Source organism: Streptomyces sp. McG3, from assembly GCF_018619185.1.
Taxonomy (GTDB): domain Bacteria; phylum Actinomycetota; class Actinomycetes; order Streptomycetales; family Streptomycetaceae; genus Streptomyces.
Map to the genome: position 1 here is coordinate 1 of NZ_JAAXYC010000101.1, position 24,826 is coordinate 24,826.

The window sequence follows — 24,826 nt, forward strand, 5'->3', positions numbered from 1 at the left end:
AGATGTGTATAAGAGACAGGGGCTGGGGGGACTTCGCGTTCTGTACGGCTTCGTGTCCCGTACCGCTTCGTGTCCCGTACCGCTTCGTGTCCCGTACCGCTTCGCGTCCCGTACCGCTTCGCGTCCCGTACCGCTTCGCGTCCCGTACCGCTTCGTGTCCCGTACCGCTTCGCGTGGTGCGCGGACGCGGACTCCGCGCGGGGCGGGGGGCCTGTCGGTGGCTGCCGATACGCTCGCCCGTATGGCTCTCAACACGTCCGCGGAAGCGCCGCTGCCCGTCGGTGAGGTGTCCCGGCTCATCGGCGGCTGGATCGACCGGCTCGGCGCCATCTGGGTGGAGGGGCAGATCACCCAGCTGTCGCGGCGCCCGGGCGCCGGGGTCGTCTTCCTGACGCTGCGCGATCCGTCCCACGACATCTCGGTGAGCGTGACCTGTTTCCGGCAGGTCTTCGACCGGATCGCCGATGTGGTGACGGAGGGCGCGCGCGTCGTCGTGCTGGCCAAGCCCGAGTGGTACGCGCCCCGGGGGCAGCTGTCGCTGCGGGCGACGGACATACGGCCGGTCGGCATCGGTGAGCTGCTCGTGCGGCTGGAGCAGCTGAAGAAGTCGCTCGCCGCCGAGGGGCTCTTCGCCCTGGACCGCAAGAAGCCGCTGCCGTTCCTGCCGCAGCTCGTCGGGCTGGTCTGCGGGCGGGCTTCCGCCGCCGAGCGCGATGTCCTGGAGAACGCCCGCCGCCGCTGGCCCGCCGTGCGCTTCGAGGTCCGCAACACCGCCGTGCAGGGGGTGAACGCGGTCGCCCAGGTGGTGCAGGCGGTCGAGGAGCTGGACGCGCTGGAGGAGGTCGACGTGATCGTGGTGGCGCGGGGCGGCGGCAGCGTCGAGGATCTGCTGCCGTTCTCCGACGAGCAGCTGATCCGGACCGTGGCCGCCTGCCGCACACCCGTGGTTTCCGCGATCGGCCACGAGCCCGACTCGCCGTTGCTGGACCTGGTCGCCGATCTGCGTGCCTCCACGCCCACGGACGCGGCCAAGAAGGTCGTCCCCGACGTGGGCGAGGAGCTGGAGCGGGTGCAGCAGTTGCGGGACCGGGCGCTGCGGACCGTACGGGGGCTGCTGGACCGCGAGGAGCGGGGGCTCGCGCACGCGCTGGGCCGCCCAGCGATGGAGCGGCCCCACCGGCTGGTGGACGAGCGCGAGGCCGAGGTGGACGCGCTGCTGGGGCGCAGTCGCCGGGTGCTGGGCCATCTGCTGGACCGGGCCGATTCGGAGCTGTCGCACACGCTCGCCCGGGTCGTCTCGCTGTCGCCGGCCGCGACCCTGGAGCGGGGCTACGCGGTGCTCCAGCGGCCCGACGGGCACGTGGTCCGCTCCCCCGAGGAGGCCGGGGCGCCCGGCGAGCCGCTGCGGGCGCGGGTGTCGGAGGGCGAGTTCACGGTGCGGGTGGACGGATGAGGCCGGGGGAAGCGGGAAACGGGGCGGCCGGGCGGCCGTATCGCAGGGGCCGCAGCGCCCACATTGTCGTAACAGCTCACGCTTAGGGTGGATCACATGACGGACGACGACGGGACGACGGCGGCTGCCGCCACGGGCACGCTCGGGTACGAGCAGGCGCGGGACGAGCTGATCGAGGTCGTACGCCGGCTGGAGGCGGGCGGCACGACGCTGGAGGAGTCGCTGGCCCTGTGGGAGCGGGGCGAGGAGCTGGCGAAGGTCTGCCGGCACTGGCTGGAGGGCGCCCGCGCCCGGCTGGACGCGGCCCTGGCCCGCCCGCAGGTGGACGACGACCAGGGCTGAGCGAACGCCCAGCGGTTACACGGCGTGGGCCGCGCCGCCCAGCGGTGGCGCGGTGGTGGTCCTCCGCGGCGCCCGGCGGCTACACAGGGTGGACCGCGGCACCCGGCGGTGGCGCAGGGTGGCCCGCAGCGCCCAGCGGCTGCACACGGTGGGCCGCGCCGCCCAGCGGTGGCACAGGGTGGCCCGCGGCGCCCAGCGGCTACACACGGTGGGCCGCGGCACCCGGCGGTGGCGCAGGGTGGCCCGCGGCGCCCAGCGGCTGCACACGGTGGCCCGCGGCGCCGGGCGGTGGCGCACTCTTGGCCTGCGGTGACGCAGCCGTGGCAGCTCCGGCCACAGTGGTGCGGTGGTGGCCCGGCGGCGGTGCGGGGGCGCCGTGCGGCGGCCGTCGGGTTCCGGCCGGGGCCGTCGCACAAGACAGATGTACTGTGCAATGGATCACTCCCGGCCGGTTTTAGTTGAAAGTTAACCTATTCCTGGCGTACCTTCGGGTCTTCTCCCCACCGCGTACGTTCGGAAGGTTTGCACCAGATGTCCCTCGTTCTCGACCCCGCCGCCCAGGACCTCCTCTTCCGTGAGGCCCGTACCGCCAACACCTTCACCGACGAGCCGGTGACCGACGAGCAGGTCCAGGCGATCTACGACCTGGTCAAGTTCGGACCGACCGCCTTCAACCAGTCGCCGCTGCGCGTCGTCCTGGTCCGCTCCGCCGAGGGTCGCGAGCGCCTGGTGCAGCACATGGCCGAGGGCAACCGGCCGAAGACCTCCACGGCCCCGCTGGTCGCGATCCTGGCCGCCGACAACGAGTTCCACGAGGAGCTCCCGGCGCTGCTCCCGCACTTCCCGCAGGCCAAGGACATGTTCTTCTCGGAGCGCCCGGTCCGCGAGTCGGCCGCCGTCCTCAACGCCGCGCTCCAGGCCGCCTACTTCATCATCGGCGTCCGCGCCGCCGGCCTGGCCGCCGGCCCGATGACCGGCTACGACGCCGCGGGCATCCAGAAGGAGTTCCTGGACGACGACCACGCCCCGCTGATGGTCGTCAACATCGGCAAGCCGGGCGAGGACGCCTGGTTCCCGCGCAGCCCGCGCCTCTCCTTCGACGAGGTCGTCACGACCGTCTGAGCGCCGCCGTACGCGAAGGGGCCCCGGAACACCTGGTGTTCCGGGGCCCCTTCGCGTACGCGGTTCGGCGCGGGCCGCGCGTCAGGAAGCGGGCGCGGCGGGCGGCGTCGTCTTCAGCGCGGCGGCCATCTCGACCAGGCTCTCCTTCGGGGCCGAGCCGGTCACCACCGTGGTGTGACCCTTGCCGGGCAGGACGAGGGCGTTGTACTTCGCGCCCTCCCAGACCTGCCACTCCCGGCCGGCCACCGACTCGGTGCGCCCGGTGTCCTTGGCCTTCCGGCTGACCTCGGGGACGTACGTACCCGCGGCGACGGTGGACTGCTCGACCGCGACGTACCTGCGGTCCGCGTCGAGGAAGCCCAGGTGCCAGGCGTCGCCCGCGACGTCGTCGTACCGGACGGAGGTCGCCTTCCACTCCTTCGGCAGCCCCTCGGGCGCGGCCACCGGGTAGGGGGCGGCGGTCCGCACCGTCGCCAGTTCCACGGTGAAGTCGACGGCCTTGAGCGGATCGGCGTGCTCGTCCTTCGGGATGAAGAGGTAGATGACGCCCGCGCAGGCGGCGATCACCAAGGTCGACAGGAGCATGTCCCGGACTGTCTGCTTGCCTCGCTTGCTTGCCACGGGATCCATGGTGGCACGCGGCCTGACACGCCCGGCCGCAGGGTGCCGCTCACGGCCGCACCTCCGGGGGTGCTCATGCGTGACCCGGCCTGCTCATTTTATCGACCTACCGATAGAGTCACAGCACCCTCATATCCGGTCGTCGCCGTACAGAAAGGTGCGCTCCGATGTCCGAGCATCATCTGCCGTCCCAACTGGAGGTCTCCCCGGAGGCCCCCGACCGCAACCTGGCCCTGGAGTTGGTCCGGGTCACCGAGGCCGCCGCCATGGCTGCCGGGCGCTGGGTGGGCCGCGGCGACAAGATCGGCGCCGACGGCGCCGCCGTGAAGGCCATGCGGACCCTCGTCTCGACCGTCTCGATGAACGGCGTCGTCGTCATCGGCGAGGGCGAGAAGGACGAAGCCCCCATGCTGTTCAACGGCGAACGGGTCGGCGACGGCACCGGCGCCGAGGTCGACATCGCGGTCGACCCGATCGACGGCACCACGCTCAACGCCAAGGGCATGCCGAACGCCATCGCCGTGCTGGCGGCGGCCGACCGCGGCGCGATGTTCGACCCGTCCGCGGTCTTCTACATGGACAAGTTGGTGACGGGGCCCGAGGCGGCGGACTTCGTCGACATCAACGCGCCCGTGTCGGTCAACATCCGGCGTGTGGCGCGGGCGAAGAACTCCATGCCCGAGGACGTCACCGTCGTCATCCTCGACCGGCCCCGGCACGAGGGCATCGTCAAGGAGATCCGGGAGACGGGCGCGCGGATCAAGTTCATCTCCGACGGCGACGTCGCGGGCTCGATCATGGCGGCCCGCGAGGGCACCGGCGTCGACCTGCTGATGGGCATCGGGGGGACGCCCGAGGGCATCATCTCCGCGTGCGCCATAAAGTGCCTCGGCGGCGTCATCCAGGGCAAGCTCTGGCCCAAGGACGAGGCGGAGCGGCAGCGGGCGCTGGACGCGGGCCACGATCTGGACCGGGTGCTGTCGACCGACGACCTGGTCAGCGGCGACAACGTGTTCTTCGTGGCGACGGGGATCACCGACGGTGAGCTGATGCGCGGTGTGCGGTACCGCGCGGAGGAAGCGACCACCGAGTCGATCGTGATGCGCTCCAAGTCCGGCACGATCCGGACGATCTCCTCGACGCACCGGCTGTCGAAGCTGCGCGCCTACAGCGCCATCGACTTCGACCGGGCGAAGTAGCCGGCTGAGGGAGAAGGGGAGGGGTGCGGGGAGCGGACCATCGCTCCCCGCACCCCTCCCCTTCTCCCTGCGCGAATTCCGCGGGCGGGGACTCGTTCAGCCCGCCTGCGCTATGTGCTCGGACGCGGTCGCGGCGGCCGTGAGCTCGATGTCCCGCCGTCGCCGCCGGGCCAGCGCCACCCGGCGCTCCGCGGCGGTGAGCCCGCCCCACACCCCGTACGGCTCGGGCTGCATCAGCGCGTGCTCCTGGCACTCCACCATGACCGGACACCGGGCACAGACCCGCTTGGCGGCCTCCTCGCGGGCCAGCCGGGCAGCGGTCGGCTCCTTCGACGGGGCGAAGAACAGGCCGGCCTCGTCGCGGCGGCAGGCCGCATCGGAGTGCCAGGGGCCCGCGTCGTCCTCCCGGGCGGGGGTCCGCTGGGCCGGAACGGCGGCGACCTGCAGAGGCTGATGCGGCGGTTGCAGCACGGTCTACTCCTGACGACGGCTACGGCTTCGCGAGCGAGAGTCGATGCAGCACTCCCTACCCGCTGTACGTACGCCTATGCACTGAGTGGCACCAGCGCGCGACGCACCGCAATGCGCCCCCGCGGCTTTATGGCCGATTATCGGAGGTCGTGCGCCCCGCCGTATGTCGTGCTCCCCGCCGTATTCAGTAGCCGAGGTGTTTGCGCAGCCGCTGCTGGAGGTCCGCGACGAACTTGCCCCGCTTCGGCCTGGCTTCCACGCTTCCGAACACGGAATAGCCGTTGACCACGACGACCGGTGCTTCCGGGTCCGCCGATTCGAGCGTCCGCACTTCGAAGGTGCCGAAGACGCCGGTGCCGTTGCCGCGCAGGGAAATGTTCTCCGGCACCCGGACGTCGACGCTGCCGAAGATGGACGTCGCATTGATAACGGTGAGGCGTTGGCCGAAAAGCGCTTCGGTCAGATCGATCTCCACGCTGCCGAAGAGCGCGAAGGCGTTCGTCCTTCCGCCGACCCGCCAACGGCCCTTGCGGTTGGCGCTGCTGAAGACCGCGACGAGATTCTCCGCGGGGCCGTCGGGGGCCTCGGGGCCGTAGGCGTACGGCTGGGAGTCGGGGCGGGCCGTGGAGCCGGAGGCGGCGGGCAGGTCCCGGACCAGCGGCTGGAGTTCGCCGACGGTCTTGGCCCGGTAGACCAGGTCGATCCGCTCCGCGTGCTCGTCCGCCGTCAGACGACCCTCGGCCATCGCCTCCCGCAGGATGTCCGCGATCCGGTCGCGGTCGGCGTCGGAGGCGCGGATGCCATCGCCGTCCAGGGCTTCGGCGGGCGGCCGGGCGGCCGGCGCGAGGGGCTGCTGGGGCTGCTTCTCTAGGTCCACCGCCCCAGCGTACCCAAACGCGATAGATCGCGACTACCCCTCCAACCGGCGCGCCCCGGCCCCGCACCCGCCTTCCGGGGGCGGGATCCAGGTGAGCCTTACCTCACAGGATCCGACCCGGGGCGGCGCTCTACCCTGGTGGATGCGCTGCCCGAGGGAGGTCAGCCGCCGTCGCCGAGTGAGGAATGGCCGTCATGGCAGAGTTTGCGTACTCCGATCTGCTCCCCCTGGGGGAGGACACCACGCCGTACCGTCTGGTGACGGCCGAGGGTGTCTCCACCTTCGAGGCCGACGGACGGACGTTCCTCAAGGTCGCCCCGGAGGCGCTGCGCACCCTGGCCGCCGAGGCGATGCACGACATTTCGCACTACCTGCGCCCGGCCCACCTCGCGCAGCTGCGCCGGATCGTCGACGACCCGGAGGCGTCCTCCAACGACAAGTTCGTGGCGCTGGACCTCCTGAAGAACGCGAACATCGCCGCCGCGGGCGTGCTGCCGATGTGCCAGGACACCGGTACGGCGATCGTCATGGGCAAGCGCGGCCAGAACGTGCTGACCGAGGGCGGTGACGAGGAGGCCCTGTCGCACGGGATCTACGACGCGTACACCAAGCTCAACCTGCGTTACTCGCAGATGGCCCCGCTGACCATGTGGGACGAGAAGAACACCGGCTCCAACCTCCCGGCCCAGATCGAGCTGTACGCCACCGACGGCGGCGCGTACAAGTTCCTGTTCATGGCGAAGGGCGGCGGCTCGGCCAACAAGTCGTTCCTCTACCAGGAGACGAAGGCCGTCCTGAACGAGGCCTCCATGATGAAGTTCCTGGAGGAGAAGATCCGTTCGCTGGGTACGGCGGCCTGCCCGCCGTACCACCTGGCGATCGTGGTCGGCGGCACGTCGGCGGAGTTCGCGCTGAAGACCGCCAAGTACGCCTCCGCGCACTACCTGGACGAGCTGCCCGCCGAGGGCTCCCCCACCGGGCACGGCTTCCGGGACAAGGAGCTGGAGGAGAAGGTCTTCGAGCTGACGCAGAAGATCGGCATCGGCGCGCAGTTCGGCGGCAAGTACTTCTGCCACGACGTGCGCGTGGTGCGCCTCCCCCGGCACGGCGCGTCCCTGCCCGTCGCCATCGCCGTCTCCTGCTCGGCGGACCGCCAGGCCACCGCGAAGATCACCGCCGAGGGCGTCTTCCTGGAGCAGTTGGAGAAGGACCCGGCGCGCTTCCTCCCGGACACCACCGACGAGCACCTCGACGAGGCCGGCGGGGACGTCGTGGAGATCGACCTCAACCGGCCGATGGACGAGGTGCTGGCCGAGCTGACCAAGTACCCGGTCAAGACCCGGCTCTCGCTGACCGGCCCGCTGGTCGTGGCCCGCGACATCGCGCACGCCAAGATCAAGGAACGGCTGGACGCGGGCGAGGAGATGCCGCAGTACCTGAAGGACCACCCGGTGTACTACGCGGGTCCGGCGAAGACGCCCGAGGGGTACGCCTCCGGTTCCTTCGGCCCGACGACGGCCGGCCGGATGGACTCCTACGTGGAGCAGTTCCAGGCGGCGGGCGGCTCGAAGGTGATGCTCGCCAAGGGCAACCGCAGCAAACAGGTCACCGACGCCTGCGACGCGCACGGCGGCTTCTACCTCGGCTCGATCGGCGGCCCCGCGGCCCGCCTCGCCCAGGACTGCATCAAGAAGGTCGAGGTCGTCGAGTACGAGGAGCTCGGCATGGAGGCGGTCTGGCGCATCGAGGTCGAGGACTTCCCCGCGTTCGTCGTCGTCGACGACAAGGGCAACGACTTCTTCACCGAGCCCGCCCCGGCTCCGACGTTCACCAGCATTCCGGTGCGGGGTCCTGGTCTCGGCTGACTCCGCCCCCGTAGGCGTAACCGGGAGGGCCCGTCCGCGCGGACGGGCCCTCCCGCGCGTTCTCAGCCGTCCAGCAGGCCCGAGGTCGCGACCAGATACCCCAGCTGCGCCCGGCTGTTGCTGCCCAGCTGCTCGGAGACCTTGCGCATGTGCTCGGCGACGCTGCGGCGGCTCATGCCGATCCGGCGGGCGATGGCGGCGTCCGTCTCGCCGTTGACGACGGCCTGGAGGATGGTGCGCTGGAGGTCGGAGGTGACGACGGGGGTGCGCAGCGGCGCGCGTTCGGGGCGGACCGGGACCGCACGGGACCACGCCTCGTCGAAGTGGCGGACCAGGAAGCGGACCAGCGACGGGTGCTGGACGCGCAGGGCGGTGTGCGGTTCGTCGGAGAACGGGATGAGGGCGAGGTCCCGGTCGAAGACGATGAACCGGTCGGCGACCTCGGCCAGGGTCCTGATCTCGGCGCCCTCGGCGGTCACCTGCTCGATGTAGGCGAGCGTGGTGCGGTCCGAGCGGACGGTGTGCTGGTAGAGGGTGCGCTGCCGGATGCCGCGGCGCAGGTTGCCCAGGTCGCGCGGGAGCGACTGCTCCAGGACGTGGGCGGGGCGCCCGCCGCCGGGGTGGGCGGTGCGGACCTCGGCGCGGCAGCCGCTGACCCCGGCGTCCAGGGCCTTGCCGATGACGGCCGTGCCGGAGAGCCGGGTGAGGGCGGGGCGTTCCTGCCGGTGCATCTCGGCGTAGAGCCCCTCGAAGGCGGCGAGGGTGGCGCGGGTGGAGCGGAGGGTGCGGCGCTGCTCGACGATCGCCTCCTCGATCGGGGCGAGCGCGGCGAACGAGGCGGTCTCCGGCGGTACGGGGATGAGGTAGCCGGGTGATTCCTGGTCGGCCACCATCAGGTGCAGGGACCGCAGACAGGGGGGCGCGGCGCCGGCCGGGAGGCAGCCCGCGGTCAGCGCACGGCGATAGGCCGCGAGCGCCGCCTCGCAGGGTTGTTCCGGTATCGACCGGTCCGAGGGTGATTCACGGCAATCACATACCGGTGAGGGGGAATGATCGTCCTTCACAAGGATGCAGATTACCTTTGTGCAATCCGGAGTCCCCCGTCCGGCGCCCGTGCTCGACGAGTATGTCCGGGTGACATCTGGAATGGGCAGTGCGGACGGGCCGATGACGGACGCGGCGGACGGCGGCGCCCGCAAGTCCGGGGAGGCCCGGGATACCGAGGTCTCCGAGCGCCGTTTCCGATTCCTCGTCGCCGGATACGCGGTGTCTTCCTACGGCACTTTCCTGAATATGGTGGCGCTGAATCTCTTCGTCTACGAGACGACGGGCCGGGCGCTGGCCATGGGGCTGTTCATGGCGGTGCGGCTCGCCTCCGGATTCGTCGCCGGTCTGGTCGTGGGCGGACTGCTCGCCCGTTTCAGCGCGAAAAGCATCATGCTGTGGGCGAATGTCGGACAGGGCGCCGTGATGCTGGTGCTCATCCTGGCGCCGGACGGTCTGCTGACTGCGGCGCTGATGGCCGTTTCGGTGGTGATCGGGGCGTGCGGGACGCTGTTCATGGTGGCGTTGCGCAGTTCGATCCCGGAGATGGTCGGGGAGGACCGCAGGGCCTGGGCGAACTCCCTCTCGATCACCGGCCGCTCGCTGGCCATGGTGGCGGGGTTCGCCTCGGCGGGCGTGGTGGTGTCCCTCGTCGGCTACACGGCGGCCTTCGTTGTCGATATGGCGACGTTCGTGGCCTGTGCGGTGACGGTGGCCCTGCTGCCGATCGCCGGGGGAAAGGGAGCGGGCGGCAAGAGCGCGGGGGGCAGGGCTGCCGAGGGCTCCGGGGCCGGGAAGGACGCCTCGGCCGCGAAGGGCGGCAGGCTCCGGCGGCCCGTGGCGTTCCTCGCGCTCGCCGCCGCACCCGGGATGGGCCTGATGGTGGCCCTGCGCGGGGTCGACGCGTTCGGTTCCTCGTCCCACAACGCGGCGCTGCCGATCTACTCCACCTCGCTCGACGCGTCGAATCCCGCGGTGTTCGTCAGCGCGTTCTGGTGCGTGTGGGCGCTCGGCAACATCGGGGCCCAGCAGGTGATCCAGCGGTACGCGCAGCGGACCGGGCGCTCCGTGGGGGCGCTCGGATTCGGCTACGGCACGGTGGTGATGTCGGCGGCGTTCATCGCGGCGTTCGCCGGGTTCCCGCTGGCCGTGACAGCGGTGATCGCGCTGATCGCGGGGGCCGCGGACGGCCTCACCGAGGTCGCGTACACCTCGCATCTCCAGACACTTCCGGCCACCTTGCGCGGTCATGCCTTCGGTCTTTCGGCCACTTTCGAGAACCTCGGCTTCGGCGTCGGCATGATCCTTGTGGCGGCGGCCCTCGACCGGTTCTCCCCGCTGGCCGTGGTGGGCTGGTCCCACGGCGCCGCCATCGTCGTCGCCGTGGTGTTCCTGCTGAGGGTGGCGGGAGTGCGGCGGGCGGAGCGTGCGGGGCGTGCGGGGCTGCGAAAGGAAGAAGCCGTTGAGGGACGACCGGATCGCGGTGATCGGGACGGCGCTGAGGTTCCCGGGGGCTGACACCCCGGAAACGTACTGGCGTGACATCCGGGCGGGGGCCGGCCACGTACGCCGGTTCACCCGGGCCGAGTTCGCCGCGGCGGGAGTCCCGGCGGCGGAGTACGGGCGACCGGGGTTCGGCGGGGCGAGCGCGCTCCTGGCGGACGTGGACGGCTTCGACGCCGGATTCTTCGGGATGAGCGGGCGGGAGGCGGAGCTGACCGATCCGCAGCAGCGGCTCTTCCTGGAGTGCTGCTTCCACGCCCTGGAGGACGGGGGTTACGCGGGCGGTGAGGACCGTTACGCGGGCGGCGACGGCGGCTCCGTACGGATCGGGGTGTGCGGCAGTTCCGGCTACCGCCTGTACTCGCTGCACAGCTATCTGGCGGAGAACCTGGCGGCGGAGGCCGGCTCGGGCGACTGGATGACCGCCAAGCAGGTCCAGGTCGGGAACTACCCCGACTTCACCGCCACCCGGGCCGCCTTCCGGCTCGGTCTGACCGGACCCGCGCTGACCGTCTCGACGGCCTGCTCCAGCGCTCTCGTCTCGGTCCATCTGGCCTGCCAGGCGCTGCGCGCCGGGGACGCGGAGCTGATGCTGGTGGGCTCCGCCGCCCTGCATCTGCCGGAAGTCACCGGCCAGGTCCCGGTGAAGGGATCCACCCTCTCCCCCACCGGCACGGTCCGGGCCTTCGACGCGGACGCGGACGGCACGGTCGGAGGAAACGGGGCCGCCGCCGTCCTCCTCAAGCCCCTGGCACGGGCGCTGGCCGACGGCGACACCGTGCACGCGGTGATCCTGGGCTCGGCGGTCACCAACGACGGCTCGGACAAGAGGACCGACGCCGGCCCGGGGAGAGGCGGGTTCGCCGCCCCCGGGGTCGCCGGACAGCGGGACGCGGTGCTCGGGGCGCTGCGCGCGGCGGATGTCGACGCGGCGTCGATCGGCTATGTGGAGGCGCACGGGACGGGCACGCTGAAGGGCGATCCGATCGAGTTCGCGGCCCTGACCGAGGCGTTCCGCGCGCACACCGACCGGACCGGCTTCTGCGCGCTCGGCTCGACGAAACCGGCCATCGGCCACCTGGACAGCGCGGCGGGGCTCGCGGGGCTGATCAAGGCCGTCGAGGTGCTGCGGCACGGGGTGGTCCCGCCGCTGGTGAACTTCTCCCGGCCCAACCCGGCGCTGGCGGTGGACGACAGCCCGTTCCTGCTGCCGTTACGGGAGGGGCCCTGGCCCCTGGCGGGGGTGCGGCGAGCCGGTGTGCACTCCATCGGCATGGGCGGTACGAACGCTCATGTGATCCTGGAACAGGCACCGGAGACCGCGCACGCGGCGTCGGCGGGGGACGACGCCACCGTGCCCGCGCTGCTGCCGCTCTCGGCCGCGGACGGGGACGCGCTCCGGGCGTACGCCGCCGCCCTGCGGGACCGCCTGTCGGACGGGCCGCCCCCCTCGCCCGCCGATCTGCTGACCACCACCGCCCTGGGGCGGCGGCACCTGCCGCACCGGCTGGTCGTCACGGGTGCGGACCCGGTGGCCGGTCTCGACGCGTTCCTGTCCGGGGCCCCGGAGGGCGAGGCGTACACGACCGGGGTCGCCGACGGTTCACGGGAGCGGCGGCCGGTGTTCCTGTTCAGCGGCCAGGGCGGCGGGCATCCGGGCATGGGCACGGAACTCGCCGCGCGCTTCCCGGTCGTGGCCGAGGTGCTCGATGCCTGCGCCCGGGTGTACGCGGAGGAGACCGGGCGGGACGACTTCCTGGACCGGATCGTCGGTGGACGGGGTCCCGCGCGGTGGGACACCGCCTTCGCGCAGCCCGCCCTGTTCGCCCTCCAGATCGCCCAGGCCCGGCTGTGGGAAGGGCTCGGGATCACCCCGGCCCGGGTCGCCGGGCACAGCGTCGGCGCGTACGCGGCGCTGTGCGTGGCCGGGGCGCTGGAGACCGAGGACGCGATGCGACTGGTGTGCGGGCGCGGGCGGCTGATGCTGGAGCGGGCGGCCCCGGGCGCCATGGTCTCCGCGTTCGTCCCCCGGGCCCGGGTGCGGGAGCTGCTGGCAGCCGTCCCCGGGCTGGAGCTCGCCGTGGTCAACGGCGCCGCGCACCACGTTCTGGGCGGCCCGCCGGAGGCGGTGGACGCGGCACGGGCGCTGCTGGTGGCGCGGGGGGAGGCGTACGAGGTGCTGGCGGTGGACCGGGCGTTCCACACGGCTCTGCTCGACCCGGCGCTGGAGGATTTCCGGGTGCTGGCCGACAAGGCGGAACTCCGGCCGCTGCACACGGAGTTCGTCGACGGCATCGACGGCACGGTGCGCCCCGCCGGGTGGCGGCCGGACGCCGCGTACCTGGTCGCCCAGGCCCGCCGCACGGCGGACTTCGCCGCCGTCCTGGACCGGCTGGCCGGGTCCCCGCTGCTGCTGGAGCTGGGCCCGTCCGCCGTACTGACGGGCCTGGTCCGCCGGTCGCTGCCGGACGCGGTCTGCCTACCGACACGGCGGTGGGAGCGGGCGGTGGCCGCGCTGCACTGTGCCGGGGCCGGGGTGGACTGGGCGGCGCTGCTCGACCGCTGCGGTGGCCGGCGCGTGCGGCTGCCCACGTACCCCTTCCAGCGCAGGTCGCACTGGAGGGGCCCGGCCCCGTACGCACCCCCCGTACCGCCCGCCCCGCTCACGGAGGCGCCCGCGCCGACCGGCGGGGCCGCTCACCCATCCCCACGCTCCACGGAGGACCGCATGACCGAACAGGCCGTACTGGACAGGGTGCTGGAGCTGACCGCGCGCCATCTCGGCCACCGGCCCGACGAGGTCGCCGCCGACCGCACCTTCGTCGGCCTCGGGGCGGACTCGCTCCAGCTCATCGGGATGGTGCGGCAGTTGGAGGCCGAGTTCGGCACGGAGATCAGCATGCGGGAGGTCCTGGAGGAGGCGGGCACGCCCCGGCTGACGGCATCGCTGATAGCCGGGCGGCGGACTTCTCCGCCGGCGGCAGCGGTGGAGCCGTCGCCCGTGCCGGTGCCCGCGCTCGTGACGGTGCCCGCACCCGCATCCGCTTCCGTTCCCGCACCCGCCCCCGCGCCGGCCGGCGACGGGCCCGGGTACGCCACCCGGGCCGAGGTCGCCGCCCTCTCGGAGCAGCTGCGCCAACTGGCCGAGACCCAGGCCACGATGCTCACCCAGCTCTCCGAGGCCGTCGCCCTGCTGACCGCCCGGACCGCGGGGACGGACGGCCGATGAGCGCGGGGATACCCGGATCCGCCGGGGCCGTGACCGGGACGGACGCCGCCACCGCCGCCGAAGCGGCAGCCGAGGCCGTGGCACGGGCGGCGGAGCTGTCCCGTGCGCTCACCGCCCGGCTCGCGGAGGCCCACAGCCAGGTCCCGACGCAGGACGCGAAGCCCACCGTCGAGGAGGCCGCCCACGGGCCCCGTCTCGTCGTGGACGCGGCGGGCGGGATGGCCGGGGCGGGGGCCGACGAGGCCCAGCGGGCCCACACCGCATCGCTGATCCGCCGGTTCACCGAGCGCACCCGCACCTCCAAGGAGCTGGCCCAGCGGCACCGTTCGGTGCTCGCCGACAGCCGCGCCGTCGTGGGGTTCCGGGACGCCACCAAGGAGATGCTCTACCCGGTCGCGGCCCGCTCGGCGCACGGCTCCCGGCTCACCGACGTGGACGGCAACACCTACACCGACATCACCATGGGATTCGGCGCGCTGCTCCTCGGCCACGAGGCGGAGCCGGTCACCGAGGCCGTGCGCCGCCACCTCGCCGACGGGCTGCGCTTCGGCCCCCGGTCCCCCGACACCGGGGAGGCCGCCGAGCTGCTCGCCTCGCTGACCGGCCTGGACCGGGTCGCCTTCGCCTCGTCCGGCACCGAGGCGAACTCGGCCGCGATCCGGCTGGCCCGCGCCGCGACCGGGCGCGACAAGGTCGTCATGTTCCGGGGCTCGTACCACGGGCACATCGACTCCGTCCTCGGCCGGCCGGGCGGGCCCGGGCAGCACGCCGTGCCCGTCTCCCGGGGTATCCCGGCCAGCGCGGTGGCGGAGCTGATCGTGCTGGAGTACGGGGCCCAGGAGTCCCTGGAGACGATCGACGCCCTCGGGGACAGCATCGCGGCCGTCCTCGTCGAGCCCGTGCAGTGCCGCAACCCTGGCCTGCGGCCGGTGGAGTTCGTGCGATCGTTGCGCGAACTCACCGCCCGCCGGGGCATCGTGCTGCTCTTCGACGAGATGCTGACGGGACTCCGCCCCCACCCGCGCGGCGCGCAGGAGCACTTCGGAGTGGTGCCGGACCTCGCGACGTACGGCAAGGCGCTCGGGGCCGGCTTCCCGATCGGCGCGGTGGCGGGGCGGGCGGATCTGCTCGACGGGGTGGACGGCGGCTTCTGGCGGTACGGGGAGCCCGGCGGCCCCTCGCGCGAGACCACGTTCATCGGCGGAACGTACATGCAGCACCCGCTGTCGATGGCGGCGGCCCGCGCGGTGCTCACCCACCTCACCGAGCGGGGGCCCGGCCTCCAGAGCGGGCTGAACGCCCGCACCCAGGCGCTCGCCGACCGGCTCAACACCTTCTTCCGTGACGAGGAATTCCCCCTCGAACTCGCCTACTTCGGGTCGATGTTCCGCTTCCGGCACCGTGCCGACCTGGAGTTGCTCTACCACCACCTCCAACTGCGCGGCGTATACGTATGGGAGTGGCGCAGCTTCTACCTCTCCACCGCCCACACGGAGGAGGACGTGAACCGGGTCGCGGAGGCGGTGGAGGGATCACTGCGCGAGCTGCGCGACGGTGGGTTCTTCCCGCGCGCCGCCAGGCCGGCCGCCGCGCGGCGCGCCGAAGTGCGGTGTCCCGCACCCGACTTCGGCGTCTACTTCTTCGGCGACTACCCGGACACCGGCGGGGCCGACGAAAGCGGCACCGGCGTCCCGGAGGCGTACGACACCGTCCTGGAGACCGCGCGCTTCGCCGACGAGCACGGCTTCTCCTCCGTCTGGCTGCCCGAGCGGCACTTCGACTCCTTCGGCGGAATCTTCCCGAACCCCGCCGTGCTCGCCGCCGCCGTGGCCCGGGAGACCGGGAGCGTCCGGATCAACGCGGGCTCGGTCGTGCTGCCGCTGCACGATCCGGTGCGGGTCGCCGAGGAGTGGTCGGTGGTGGACAACCTCTCCGGCGGCCGGGTCGGCATCGGCTGCGCCACCGGTTGGCACGCCCGGGACTTCGCCCTGCACCCCGACCGGTTCGCGGACCGGCGGCGGATCGCCTTCGACCACCTCGACGAGGTGCGCCGGCTGTGGCGCGGGGAGGCGGTGCGGCGGCGCACGGGCGAGGGCGCGGAGGCGGAGATCCGGATCCGGCCGCGCCCGGTGCAGCAGCAACCGCCGTTCTTCCTGGCCACCTCGGGGCAGCGGACGTCGTACGGGGAGGCCGCCCGGCGCGGCCTCGGGGTCGTCACCAACCTGATGAGCCAGACCGTGGACGAGCTGGCCGCGAACATCGCGCACTACCGGCGTACGCGTGCGGAGTGCGGGCTCGACCCGGCGGCCGGGCGGGTGACGGTGCTGGTGCACACGTATCTCGGCGACGACCACGCCACCGCCCGGGCCGAGGCGCTGGAGCCGATGGTGCGGTATCTGCGGTCCTCGCTGCTGATGCGCTCGGCGGCCACCGCCGCGGGGTCCCGGCGCGAGGACGTGGCGGCGGCGGGCGAGGAGGACCTGGACTATCTGTTCCGCCGCGCGTACGACCGCTACTGCGACCGGCGGGCCCTGATCGGCACGCCTGAGAGCGTCGCCCCGTTCGTCGACGCGCTGCACGGGGCGGGGGTGGACGAGATCGCCGCGCTGGTCGACTTCGGGATGGACCGGGAGCGGCTGCGGTCGGGGCTGGAGCGCCTGGACGTGCTGCGCCGCCGGACGAAGGAGCGCGACGCCCGGCCCGAGGACACCGTCGCGCCCGCCACCTCGGCGCAGCGGCGGCTGTGGCTGGCCGCGCAGCTGATGGAGAACCCGGCGGCGTACAACGAGACGGGGGCCGTACGGCTGCGCGGTCCCCTGGACGTGGCGGCGCTGCGCGCGGCGGTGGACGGCCTGGTCGAGCGGCACGCGGGGCTCCGGACGGTGTTCCGGGCCGAGGAGGAGGGGGGCGTCGTCCAGGTCGTGCGGAACGGGCTCCGTATCCCGTTGACGGTGACCGACGCCCGGGGGCAGGACGCGGAGCGGGCGATCGGGGCGCTGCTCGCCGAGGAGAGCGGCCGGGCCTACGACCTGGCCGGGGGCCCGCTGTTCACGCCCCGGCTGCTCCGGCTGGCCGAGGACGACCACGTCCTCGTCCTCGGTACGCACCACATCATCACGGACGCGCACTCGGCCGCGCTGATCGCCGGGGACCTCCAGGAGCTGTACACGGCGGCCCGGGCCGGACGTCCGCCGGTCTTCGACCGTCCCGCCGGGACGACCGTCGGAGCCCCCGAGCCCTCTGCCGACGCGGCGGACCTGGTCTGGTGGCGCGAGCTGCTGGGCGACCGGCCGCCGGTGCTGGTCCTGCCCACGGACCGGCCGCGCGGTCGCCGGGTGGCGGGGCGCGGCGGGGCGGTGGCCCGGACCGTGGGCCGGGAGCGGGCCGACCGGCTGCGGGAGTGGAGCGGGCAGCAGGGCGTGACCCTGTTCGCCACGCTGTGCACGGCCTGGCAGCTGGTGCTGCGACGGCGGTCGGGGCAGGACGCGTTCCTGCTGGGCACGACGTTCGGGCGGCGGCCGCCCGCGACGGCGGACACGGTCGGGTTCCATGTGGCGCTGCTGCCGCTGCCGCTGTCCGCCACCTCCGCGACCTCGTCGCCGGAGGCCGTACGGGCCACCGGGCGGGCGCTGTTCGCGGCGGACGAGCACCGTGGGGTGGACCTGGACGCGCTGCTGGCGGCCGTCCATCCGGATCCGGGGAATCCGCGCCCGCTGGTGACCGTTTCGGTCGACCTCGACCGGGCGGCGCTGGCCGGAATCGACCTGCCGGGCCTGCGGGCCGAGGGCGTGGTGGCCGGGACGGAGTCGGCACCGCTGGAGCTGGCGCTGATGGCCACCCAGGTCCAGGACGGGGGGCTGCGGCTGCGACTGCGCTACGACGCGGATCTGTTCGACGCGGCGACGGCGGAGGGGTATCTCGTCGAGCTGGACGCGCGGTTGGGCGCGATGTCGGCCCCGGTCGGGGAAGGCGCGGTCGGACCGGGCGCGGAGAGCGCCGCTGCAGCGGCCGGAGCGGACACAACCGCCGTGGCCGACACGGCCGAACCGGGCGCCACGGCGGAGCCGGGCACGCGGACGGCCTCCGGCGCCGCCGGGCTCCTCCGCGAGGTCTGGGAGTCCGTCCTCGGTCGGCAAGGCTTCGCCGCCGACGGCAACTTCTTCGACCTGGGCGGCAATTCGATCGCCGCGATCCGCCTGGTGAACCGGGTCCGGGACACCCTCGGCGTCGACTACCCGCTGGCGGACTTCTTCGCCGACGCCACCCTGCGGGCCATGACCGAGCAGCTGGCGGGCGGCCGGGAGACGGACACAACGGAGGCAGGAGGGCCGGAGACGGACTGGTCGGAGACGGGCGGGGCGGAGACGGACGTCGTGGCCGTCGTCGTCGACCGCGCCCACGTCAGCGACCAGCAGGCCCGGATGATCGCCGGGCACCACGCCATGCCCGACCCCGCCGTGTGGAACGTGCCGACGCGCATCACGTTCACCGGGGCGCTGGACCCGGCGGCCCTGCGGTCCGCCGTCTCCGAGCTGGTCGCCCGGCACGACGGGCTGCGGACCAGGTTCGCGCAGGAGGGGGCGCCGGACGGGCCGTGGTGGCAGGAGGTGCTGGCGGCGGAGCCGGTGGCGCTGCCGGTGGAGGATCTGACCGGGCTGCCCGCCGGCGAGCGGCGGACCCGGGCGGACGCCCTGTGCCGGGCCGACGCTGCCGCCCCCTTCGACCTGGGACGGTCACTCCGGCCCCGGACCCGGCTGCTGCGGGTCGAGGAGGACCGCTGGGAGCTGATGTTCGTCCTGCACCACGTCTGCGCCGACGGCTGGTCGCTGTCCGTGCTGCTCGCGGAGATCGCCGCGCTCTATACGGCGGCCGCCGCGGGCGTCCCGCACGGCCTGCCCGATCCGGCGATGCAGGCGCCCGGGTACGCCCGGTGGCAGCGGGAGCAGCACGATCCCGGCGCCGAGGCGGAGCGGGCCGCGTTCTGCGCCCGTTACCTGGACGGGGTGCCGTCCGCCGTCCCCGTACCGACGGACCGGCCGCGCCCGCAGAAGCTGAGCGGGCACGGGGACACCGTGCGCGGGGTCGCGACGGGTGAGGTGCGGGCGGCGGTGGAGAGGCTGGCGGCCGAACGGCGCACCACCCCGTTCGCGGTCGCGGCGGCGGCCCTCGGGGTGTTCCTGTCCCGGCTGTCGGGAGAGGAGGACACCTTGCTGAGCGTGCCGTACGCCAACCGCGAGGGCACCGCGTCGGAGTCGCTCGTGGCGATGACGTCCACCGCGGTGATGGTCCGCGTACGACTGGATTCAGCCAATCTTGACGAGACCTGCGCGGAGCTCGCGGTCCGTACGGGCGCGGGCGCTCTCGGTGCCATGGCGCATGTGCTGCCCACCGCGCGCATCATGCAGGCGATGCGGGACGCTGGCGCTGTCAGCGTCCCCGACCGGGTTCCGCACGTCCTGGCGTTCCAGAACTCCGTCGACACGGACATCGAGATCCCCGGGCTCCGGGTCGAGGTGGCCGATCTGGCACCGCCGCTTTCCCGCAGCGAGCTGTGCTTCGGACTTGCGCCGCGCCGGGACCCCGCGAAGGGTTATCGAACGTTCCTGGAATTCTCCACCGACCTGTGGGACCACACGACCGCCCACGACCTTCTCGCGTCGTACACCGACCTGCTCGCGGAGTTCAGCGCCCGGCCCGACCGGCCGGTGCGGGAACTCCTCGGGGAGCGCCCCCGGCAGGGGCCCCCGGGCCGAGGCTCCGGAGGTTCAGCCGGGGACGCCAGCGCCGGGCCCGACCAGCCCGGCGGACCGTCACCCTCCCAGTCACTGCCGAACACCGGAAAGGCGGACGCCGTATGACTCCGGCCCCCCACCGCAGCCACACCGACGACCTGCTCTCCTTCATCGCCGCCAGCCCTTCCCCGTACCACGTGGTGGCCAGTGCCGCCCAGCGTCTGGAGAAGGCCGGTTTCCGCGAACTGCGCGGCACGGACGACTGGACGGGGGCGACCGGCGGCTGCTTCGTCAGCCGCGCCGGTGCGCTGATCGCCTGGTACGTCCCCGAGGGCGCGCCCGCCCACACCCCGTTCCGGATCGTCGGCACCCACACCGACTCCCCGAACCTGCGGATCAAACCGGCACCGGACACCGGGACTTCGGGGTGGCGGCAGATCGGCGTGGAGATCTACGGCGGGGTCCCGCTGAACACCTGGCTCGACCGGGACCTGGGCATCTCCGGCCGCCTCGCCCTGCGCGGCCCCGACGGCACCCCGCGCAGCCGGCTCGTGCAGATCGACGAACCCCTGCTGCGGGTGCCCCAGTTGGCCATTCACCTGGACCGTTCGGTGAACGAGGGTGTGGCCCTGGACCGGCAGCGGCACATCGCGCCGATCTGGGCGCTGGGCGACCCGCGGGAGGGTGAGCTGCTCCGCCGGGTCGCCTCGGCCGCCGGGGAGGACCCGGCGGACGTGCTGGGCTGGGACCTGATGCTGCACGACGTCCAGCCGCCCGGATACCTGGGCGTGGACCAGGAGTTCGTGGTTGCGTCCCGGCTGGACAACCAGGTCTCGGTGCACGCCGGGGTGACCGCCCTGGTGGACGCGGCGACGGGGGCCACGCAGCCCTCCTTCGTACCGGTGCTGGCCGCCTTCGACCACGAGGAGGTCGGCAGCGGTTCCGAGACGGGTGCGCAGAGCCCGCTGCTGGAGCGGATCCTGTCCCGGTCGGTGTCGGCGCGCGGCGGCAGCGACGAGGACTGGTCGCGGGCGCTGGCGGGGGCGTTCTGTGTCTCCGCCGACATGGCGCACGCGGTGCACCCCAACTACGCGGAGCGGCACGACCCCGACCACCGCCCGATCCCGAACGGCGGCCCGACGGTCAAGGTGAACGTCAACCAGCGGTACGCCACCGACTCCACCGGCTTCGCGGTGTTCACGGCGGCGGCCGAGCGGGCCGGGGCTCCCTGGCAGCCGTTCGTCTCCAACAACGCGATGCCCTGCGGTACGTCGATCGGCCCGCTCACGGCGGCCCGCCTCGGCGTCACCACGGTGGACGTCGGGGTACCCGGCCTGTCGATGCACTCGGCACGCGAGCTGTGCGGGGTGCGCGACCCGGGCTATCTCTCCGCGATCCTCACCACGATCATGGTCGGGGACTGACCGAACTCCGGTAGCAGAGAACGCCGGTAGCAGAGAAAGAGAACAGGAACGACCGTGGCCGACGAAGAGACCGTCCTCATCTGCCTGCCCTTCGCCGGGGCGGGTCCCTCCTTCTTCACGCCCTGGCAGAAACTGGCGCCGGAGGGTCTGCGGATCCTCCCGGTGTCGCTGCCGGGCCGCGAGAAGCGGTTCCCCGAGCCCGCCCACACCTCGGCGGCCCCGGCCGTCGACGACGCCTACGCGCAGGTGACGGCGGCCCTCGGGGAAGAGGACGGGAGCGGCGGCCCGGTCGTACTGTTCGGGCACAGCATGGGGGCGGTCCTCGCGTACGAACTGGCACACCGGATCGAGCGGTCGGGCGGGCCGATCCGCCTGGCCGCGCTGGTGGTCAGCGGTGCGCCCGGCCCCTGGACGCCGCGCACGGACCGGGCGGACGGGCTGCCGGACGAGGAGTTCGCCGCCCGGGTCCGGGCGTTCGCCGGGTACGACCACCCGGCGCTGGCCGACCCGGAGATGCGGGAGCTGCTGCTGCCGACGCTCCGGGCGGACGTCCGGCTCCACGAGACGTATGTGCCGTCCACCGAGCGGCCGTTGGGTGTCCCGGTCATCTCCGTCCGGGGGCAGGAGGACACCCTGGTCGGGGCGGCGGAGGCCGCCGAGTGGGGCCGGGCGACGACGGGGAAGCTGACGGTGGCCGAGCCGGCCGGCGGGCACATGTATCTCACCGAGCGGCCGGGCGAGCTGCTGGAGCTGGTGGCCGCCGAGGTGCGCGCGTCGAGGGGCCGGTGACGGGCGGCGGCGGTGCGGGGCCTGCGGCCGGCGGCGGGGCCCGGCTCGCCGGGCGGACGGCGCTGATCACGGGAGCGGCGCGCGGTCTCGGCCGGGCCTGTGCGCTGGCGTTCGCCCGCGAGGGTGCGGACCTGCTGCTGCTGGACGTGGCGGGCGAGCTGCCCGGGGTGCCGTATCCGCTCGGTTCGGCCTCGCAGCTGGCGCACACCGGGCGGCTCTGCCGCGAGGCGGGGTCCGCCGTGCTGACCAGGCAGGCCGACGTCCGGGACCTGGCGGCGCTGGAGTCGGCGGCGGAGGCGGCCGAGGAGCGCTTCGGGCGGATCGACGTCCTGGTCAACAACGCGGGCATCGCCGCCCCTTCGGGCCGCCCGGCGCACGAGATCACCGAGGCCGAGTGGCAGCTGATGATCGACGTGGATCTGGGCGGTGCGTGGCGGGCGATCCGCGCGGTCGGCGGCCGGATGGTCGCTCAGGGGTCCGGTTCGATCGTCAACATCGCCTCGACGGCGGGCCTGGTGGGATACCGGCACTTCGCGGGGTACGTCGCGGCCAAGCACGGCCTCGTCGGCCTGACGAAGGCGGTGGCCCTGGACTACGCGCCCCGGAAGGTCCGGGTCAACGCGGTGTGTCCGGGTTCGGTGCGGGACGACGAGGCGATGGAGGGCCGGATGCTGGCGGAGATCGCCCGCTCGCTGGAGGTGCCGGTCGCGGAGCACGGGGCCGCGTTCGTCCGGGACCAGCCGATGAACGCGCTGGTGGAGCCGGACGATGTGGCGAACGCCGTGCTGTGGCTGGCCTCGGACGAGTCCCGGCAGGTGACCGGCAGCGTGGTCGCCGTGGACGGCGGGTTCACCGCCCGCTGACTGCCCGCATCGGCCGTTTCCCCTTCGTGGACGAGGAGTTGTGCACGTGTCGCCTGCCCATCACGCCCTGACGGTCCGCCTGCCGCCGGCCTTCACCGACACCGCGCTCGCCGCCGCCCTCGCGACGGCGGCGGAGCTGTGGTGGCCCGGGGAGCGCCGCCCCGGGCTGTGGACGGAGACCGTGCCCGCCCCGGCCGGGTCCGGCGCCGCCGCCCGGCGGCGCGCGGCCGAGGCCCGCCGCCCGGTCGCGCCCGGCCACCGGCTGCGCGCGGTGCTGCTGCGGTACGCGGACGGGCAGGCTCCCGAGGCCGTCCTGACCGCCGACGGGGCCGCGCTGGACGCCCGGTCGTTGCGGATCGTCGCCCGGGTGCTGCTGGGTGAGGTGGAGCCGGACGCGGTGGCGCCGCACGCCGGGCCGCTCCCCCCGGACCTGTGCGTGGACGCGGAGACCCGGCGGCTCGCCGCCGCGCTCGCGCTCACCGCCGGGCGGTACACGGGCGCGGCCTCGGTGCGCGTCGCCGTTCCCGTGCCGGCCCGGGACCGGCCTCCGTACGCGCTGGGGGCGCTCGACGGGTACGCGGTGTTCACGGCGGACCTGTCGGCCGGCCGGACGGTGGCCGACCTGCTCGCCACGGAGCCGGACTCCCCGGCCGAGGGCGACGATCCCCCCGCGCTGATGCTGGTGCCGGGCGACGGGGACGGACCCGCCACGCTGCCGGCCGGTCCGGGCGCACTCCCCGTGCCGGCGAGTCAAGTGGAGCGCGTGCGACAGCAGTTGGTGAGCGACGCGCTCAACACCCCGCTCTCAGTCCTGGATCCGCTGAGCAGGGCGGAGTCGGCGGCCCAACTGACCGCCGGCTCACCGCGGAGGACCCCCGCCCTCCGCGTCGACGAGGCCTTCGCCGCCCGGGCCGCCGCGCGCCCGGACGCCCCCGCGCTCACCGCCGGACCCACCACCCTCTCGTACGCCGAACTGAACGACCATGCAGAGGAGTTCGCCGACGGTCTGTATGCCCACGGCGTCCGACCGGGTGACCTCGTCGGCCTCTGCCTGCCCCGCACGGCCGACCTGGTGGCGGCGATGCTCGGCGTCCTGAAGGCGGACGCGGTCTACGTACCGCTGGATCCTGAGCATCCGGCGGACCGGCGGGAGCGCACCGCGAAGGACGCCGGGGTCCGGCTGACCGTCGAGGACCCGGCCGCCCTGACCGGCCACCCGACCCGCCCCGCCGGGCAACGGCGGGAGGCCGGCGCCCCCGCGTACGTCATCCACACCTCGGGCTCCACCGGCCGCCCCAAGGGGGTCCTCGTCCCGCACGCCAACGTCACGGCGCTGGTCGACGCCGTCCGCGACGACTTCGGCCTCTCCCCCGACGACACCTGGACGTGCTTCCACTCGGCGGCGTTCGACTTCTCGGTGTGGGAGATCTGGGGGGCGCTGCTGACGGGCGGCCGGCTGGTCCTCGTGGACCACTGGACCTCCCGCTCGCCGGAGGACTTCCACGCGCTGCTGGTCCGGGAACGGGTGAGCGTGCTGAGCCAGACCCCTTCGGCGTTCACCCAGCTCGCGGCGGCCGACCGGACGGGCGGTGAGCTGTCCGCCCTGCGGCTGGTGGTGCTGGGCGGCGAGCCGCTGGACGCCCGCCCGCTGCTGGGCTGGTTCGACCGGCACCCGGAGGACCGCTGCCGGCTGGTCAACATGTACGGGATCACCGAGACCACGGTCCATGTCACGGCGGCCACGGTGACCCGCCGTGAGGCGCTCGCCGGTTCCCGGTCGGTGGGGCGGCCCCTGCCGGGCTGGTCGGTCCGGGTCCTGGACGCGCACGGGCGGCCGGTGCCGCCGGGTGCGCCCGGGGAGATCCATGTGGGCGGGGCGGGCATGGCGCTGGGCTATCTGAACCGGCCCGCCCTGACCGCCGAACGCTTCGTCCCGGATCCTCTGGACCCGGCCGGGCGGCTCTACCGCAGCGGCGACCTGGGGCGGCTGCTGCCCGACGGGGCGCTGGAGCACCTGGGCCGGATCGACGACCAGGTGAAGGTGCGGGGCTTCCGGATCGAGCCGGGCGAGATCCGGCACGTGCTGCTGGAGGACCCGGCGGTGTCGGCGGCCGCGGTCACCGTGACCGGCGGCGGGGGCGGGGACGCTGCGGCCGTGCGGATCGACGCGTACGTGGTCCCGGCCCCGGGGGCGGGCGAGGACCCCGGGCCCGTACGGGAGCGGGCGGCCCGGCTGCTCCCCCCGCACATGGTGCCCGCGACGGTGACCGTGCTGCGGGCCCTCCCCCTCAC

General features: G+C 73.7%; 17 protein-coding genes. 13 read left to right on the forward strand and 4 right to left on the reverse strand.

The window, feature by feature from the left end; genetic code table 11:
- Positions 1 to 241 precede the first annotated feature (241 nt).
- From xseA to HET64_RS18230, 4 genes are all read left to right on the forward strand, one after another.
- Positions 242 to 1,453, forward strand: a complete 1,212-nt coding sequence (xseA, locus tag HET64_RS18215) for an exodeoxyribonuclease VII large subunit (RefSeq protein ID WP_215106889.1) — start codon at positions 242 to 244, stop codon at positions 1,451 to 1,453.
- A 96-nt stretch (positions 1,454 to 1,549) separates the two neighbouring features.
- Positions 1,550 to 1,795, forward strand: a complete 246-nt coding sequence (locus HET64_RS18220; RefSeq protein ID WP_215106891.1) for an exodeoxyribonuclease VII small subunit — start codon at positions 1,550 to 1,552, stop codon at positions 1,793 to 1,795.
- Between the two features lie 88 nt (positions 1,796 to 1,883).
- The gene (locus HET64_RS18225) at positions 1,884 to 2,108 is read left to right on the forward strand and encodes a hypothetical protein (RefSeq protein ID WP_215106893.1); all 225 of its coding nucleotides are present in this window, start codon (positions 1,884 to 1,886) and stop codon (positions 2,106 to 2,108) included.
- A gap of 218 nt (positions 2,109 to 2,326) precedes the next feature.
- Positions 2,327 to 2,917 (forward strand): malonic semialdehyde reductase, encoded by a 591-nt coding sequence (locus tag HET64_RS18230; protein ID WP_215106895.1) that lies wholly within the window; start codon positions 2,327 to 2,329, stop codon positions 2,915 to 2,917.
- An 81-nt stretch (positions 2,918 to 2,998) separates the two neighbouring features.
- Here the strand turns inward: HET64_RS18230 and HET64_RS18235 are convergent, their stop codons facing one another.
- Positions 2,999 to 3,547, reverse strand: a complete 549-nt coding sequence (locus tag HET64_RS18235; RefSeq protein ID WP_215106897.1) for a DUF4245 domain-containing protein — start codon at positions 3,545 to 3,547, stop codon at positions 2,999 to 3,001.
- Between the two features lie 158 nt (positions 3,548 to 3,705).
- Between HET64_RS18235 and glpX the strand changes: the two genes are divergently transcribed.
- A complete protein-coding gene (gene glpX, locus HET64_RS18240) occupies positions 3,706 to 4,737 on the forward strand; it encodes a class II fructose-bisphosphatase (protein ID WP_097870696.1) in 1,032 nt (343 codons plus the stop codon).
- 96 nt (positions 4,738 to 4,833) lie between these two features.
- Here glpX and HET64_RS18245 read toward each other — a convergent pair whose 3' ends face one another.
- Complete coding sequence (locus HET64_RS18245) at positions 4,834 to 5,208, reverse strand: WhiB family transcriptional regulator (protein WP_215106899.1); 375 nt, start codon at positions 5,206 to 5,208, stop codon at positions 4,834 to 4,836.
- A 184-nt stretch (positions 5,209 to 5,392) separates the two neighbouring features.
- Positions 5,393 to 6,085 (reverse strand): DUF1707 domain-containing protein, encoded by a 693-nt coding sequence (locus HET64_RS18250; protein WP_215106901.1) that lies wholly within the window; start codon positions 6,083 to 6,085, stop codon positions 5,393 to 5,395.
- Between the two features lie 194 nt (positions 6,086 to 6,279).
- Here HET64_RS18250 and HET64_RS18255 point away from each other — a divergent pair, with 194 nt between their 5' ends.
- Entirely contained in the window at positions 6,280 to 7,950 is a 1,671-nt protein-coding gene (locus HET64_RS18255) for a fumarate hydratase (RefSeq protein ID WP_215106903.1), read from the forward strand.
- A 62-nt stretch (positions 7,951 to 8,012) separates the two neighbouring features.
- On the opposite strand, the gene HET64_RS18260 is transcribed toward HET64_RS18255, so the two are convergent.
- The gene (locus tag HET64_RS18260; RefSeq protein WP_215106906.1) at positions 8,013 to 9,014 is read right to left on the reverse strand and encodes a LuxR C-terminal-related transcriptional regulator; all 1,002 of its coding nucleotides are present in this window, start codon (positions 9,012 to 9,014) and stop codon (positions 8,013 to 8,015) included.
- An 82-nt stretch (positions 9,015 to 9,096) separates the two neighbouring features.
- Between HET64_RS18260 and HET64_RS18265 the strand changes: the two genes are divergently transcribed.
- The 7 genes from HET64_RS18265 to HET64_RS18295 all read left to right on the forward strand — a co-directional run.
- Positions 9,097 to 10,512 (forward strand): MFS transporter, encoded by a 1,416-nt coding sequence (locus tag HET64_RS18265; RefSeq protein WP_215106907.1) that lies wholly within the window; start codon positions 9,097 to 9,099, stop codon positions 10,510 to 10,512.
- Positions 10,457 to 13,726, forward strand: a complete 3,270-nt coding sequence (locus tag HET64_RS18270; RefSeq protein ID WP_215106910.1) for a type I polyketide synthase — start codon at positions 10,457 to 10,459, stop codon at positions 13,724 to 13,726. Before HET64_RS18265 ends, HET64_RS18270 begins: the two co-directional genes overlap by 56 nt.
- Positions 13,723 to 19,584, forward strand: a complete 5,862-nt coding sequence (locus HET64_RS18275) for a MupA/Atu3671 family FMN-dependent luciferase-like monooxygenase (RefSeq protein WP_215106911.1) — start codon at positions 13,723 to 13,725, stop codon at positions 19,582 to 19,584. The genes HET64_RS18270 and HET64_RS18275 overlap by 4 nt, the downstream gene beginning before the upstream one ends.
- Positions 19,581 to 20,882, forward strand: coding sequence for a M18 family aminopeptidase (locus HET64_RS18280; protein ID WP_215106913.1), 1,302 nt, complete (start codon positions 19,581 to 19,583; stop codon positions 20,880 to 20,882). The genes HET64_RS18275 and HET64_RS18280 overlap by 4 nt, the downstream gene beginning before the upstream one ends.
- Positions 20,883 to 20,936: 54 nt before the next feature.
- Entirely contained in the window at positions 20,937 to 21,671 is a 735-nt protein-coding gene (locus tag HET64_RS18285; RefSeq protein ID WP_215106915.1) for a thioesterase II family protein, read from the forward strand.
- On the forward strand, positions 21,668 to 22,534 hold the full coding sequence (locus HET64_RS18290) for an SDR family oxidoreductase (protein WP_215106917.1): 867 nt from the start codon (positions 21,668 to 21,670) through the stop codon (positions 22,532 to 22,534). The genes HET64_RS18285 and HET64_RS18290 overlap by 4 nt, the downstream gene beginning before the upstream one ends.
- Positions 22,535 to 22,580: 46 nt before the next feature.
- On the forward strand, positions 22,581 to 24,826 hold a 2,246-nt coding region (locus tag HET64_RS18295; protein ID WP_215106919.1), incomplete at its 3' end, for an amino acid adenylation domain-containing protein.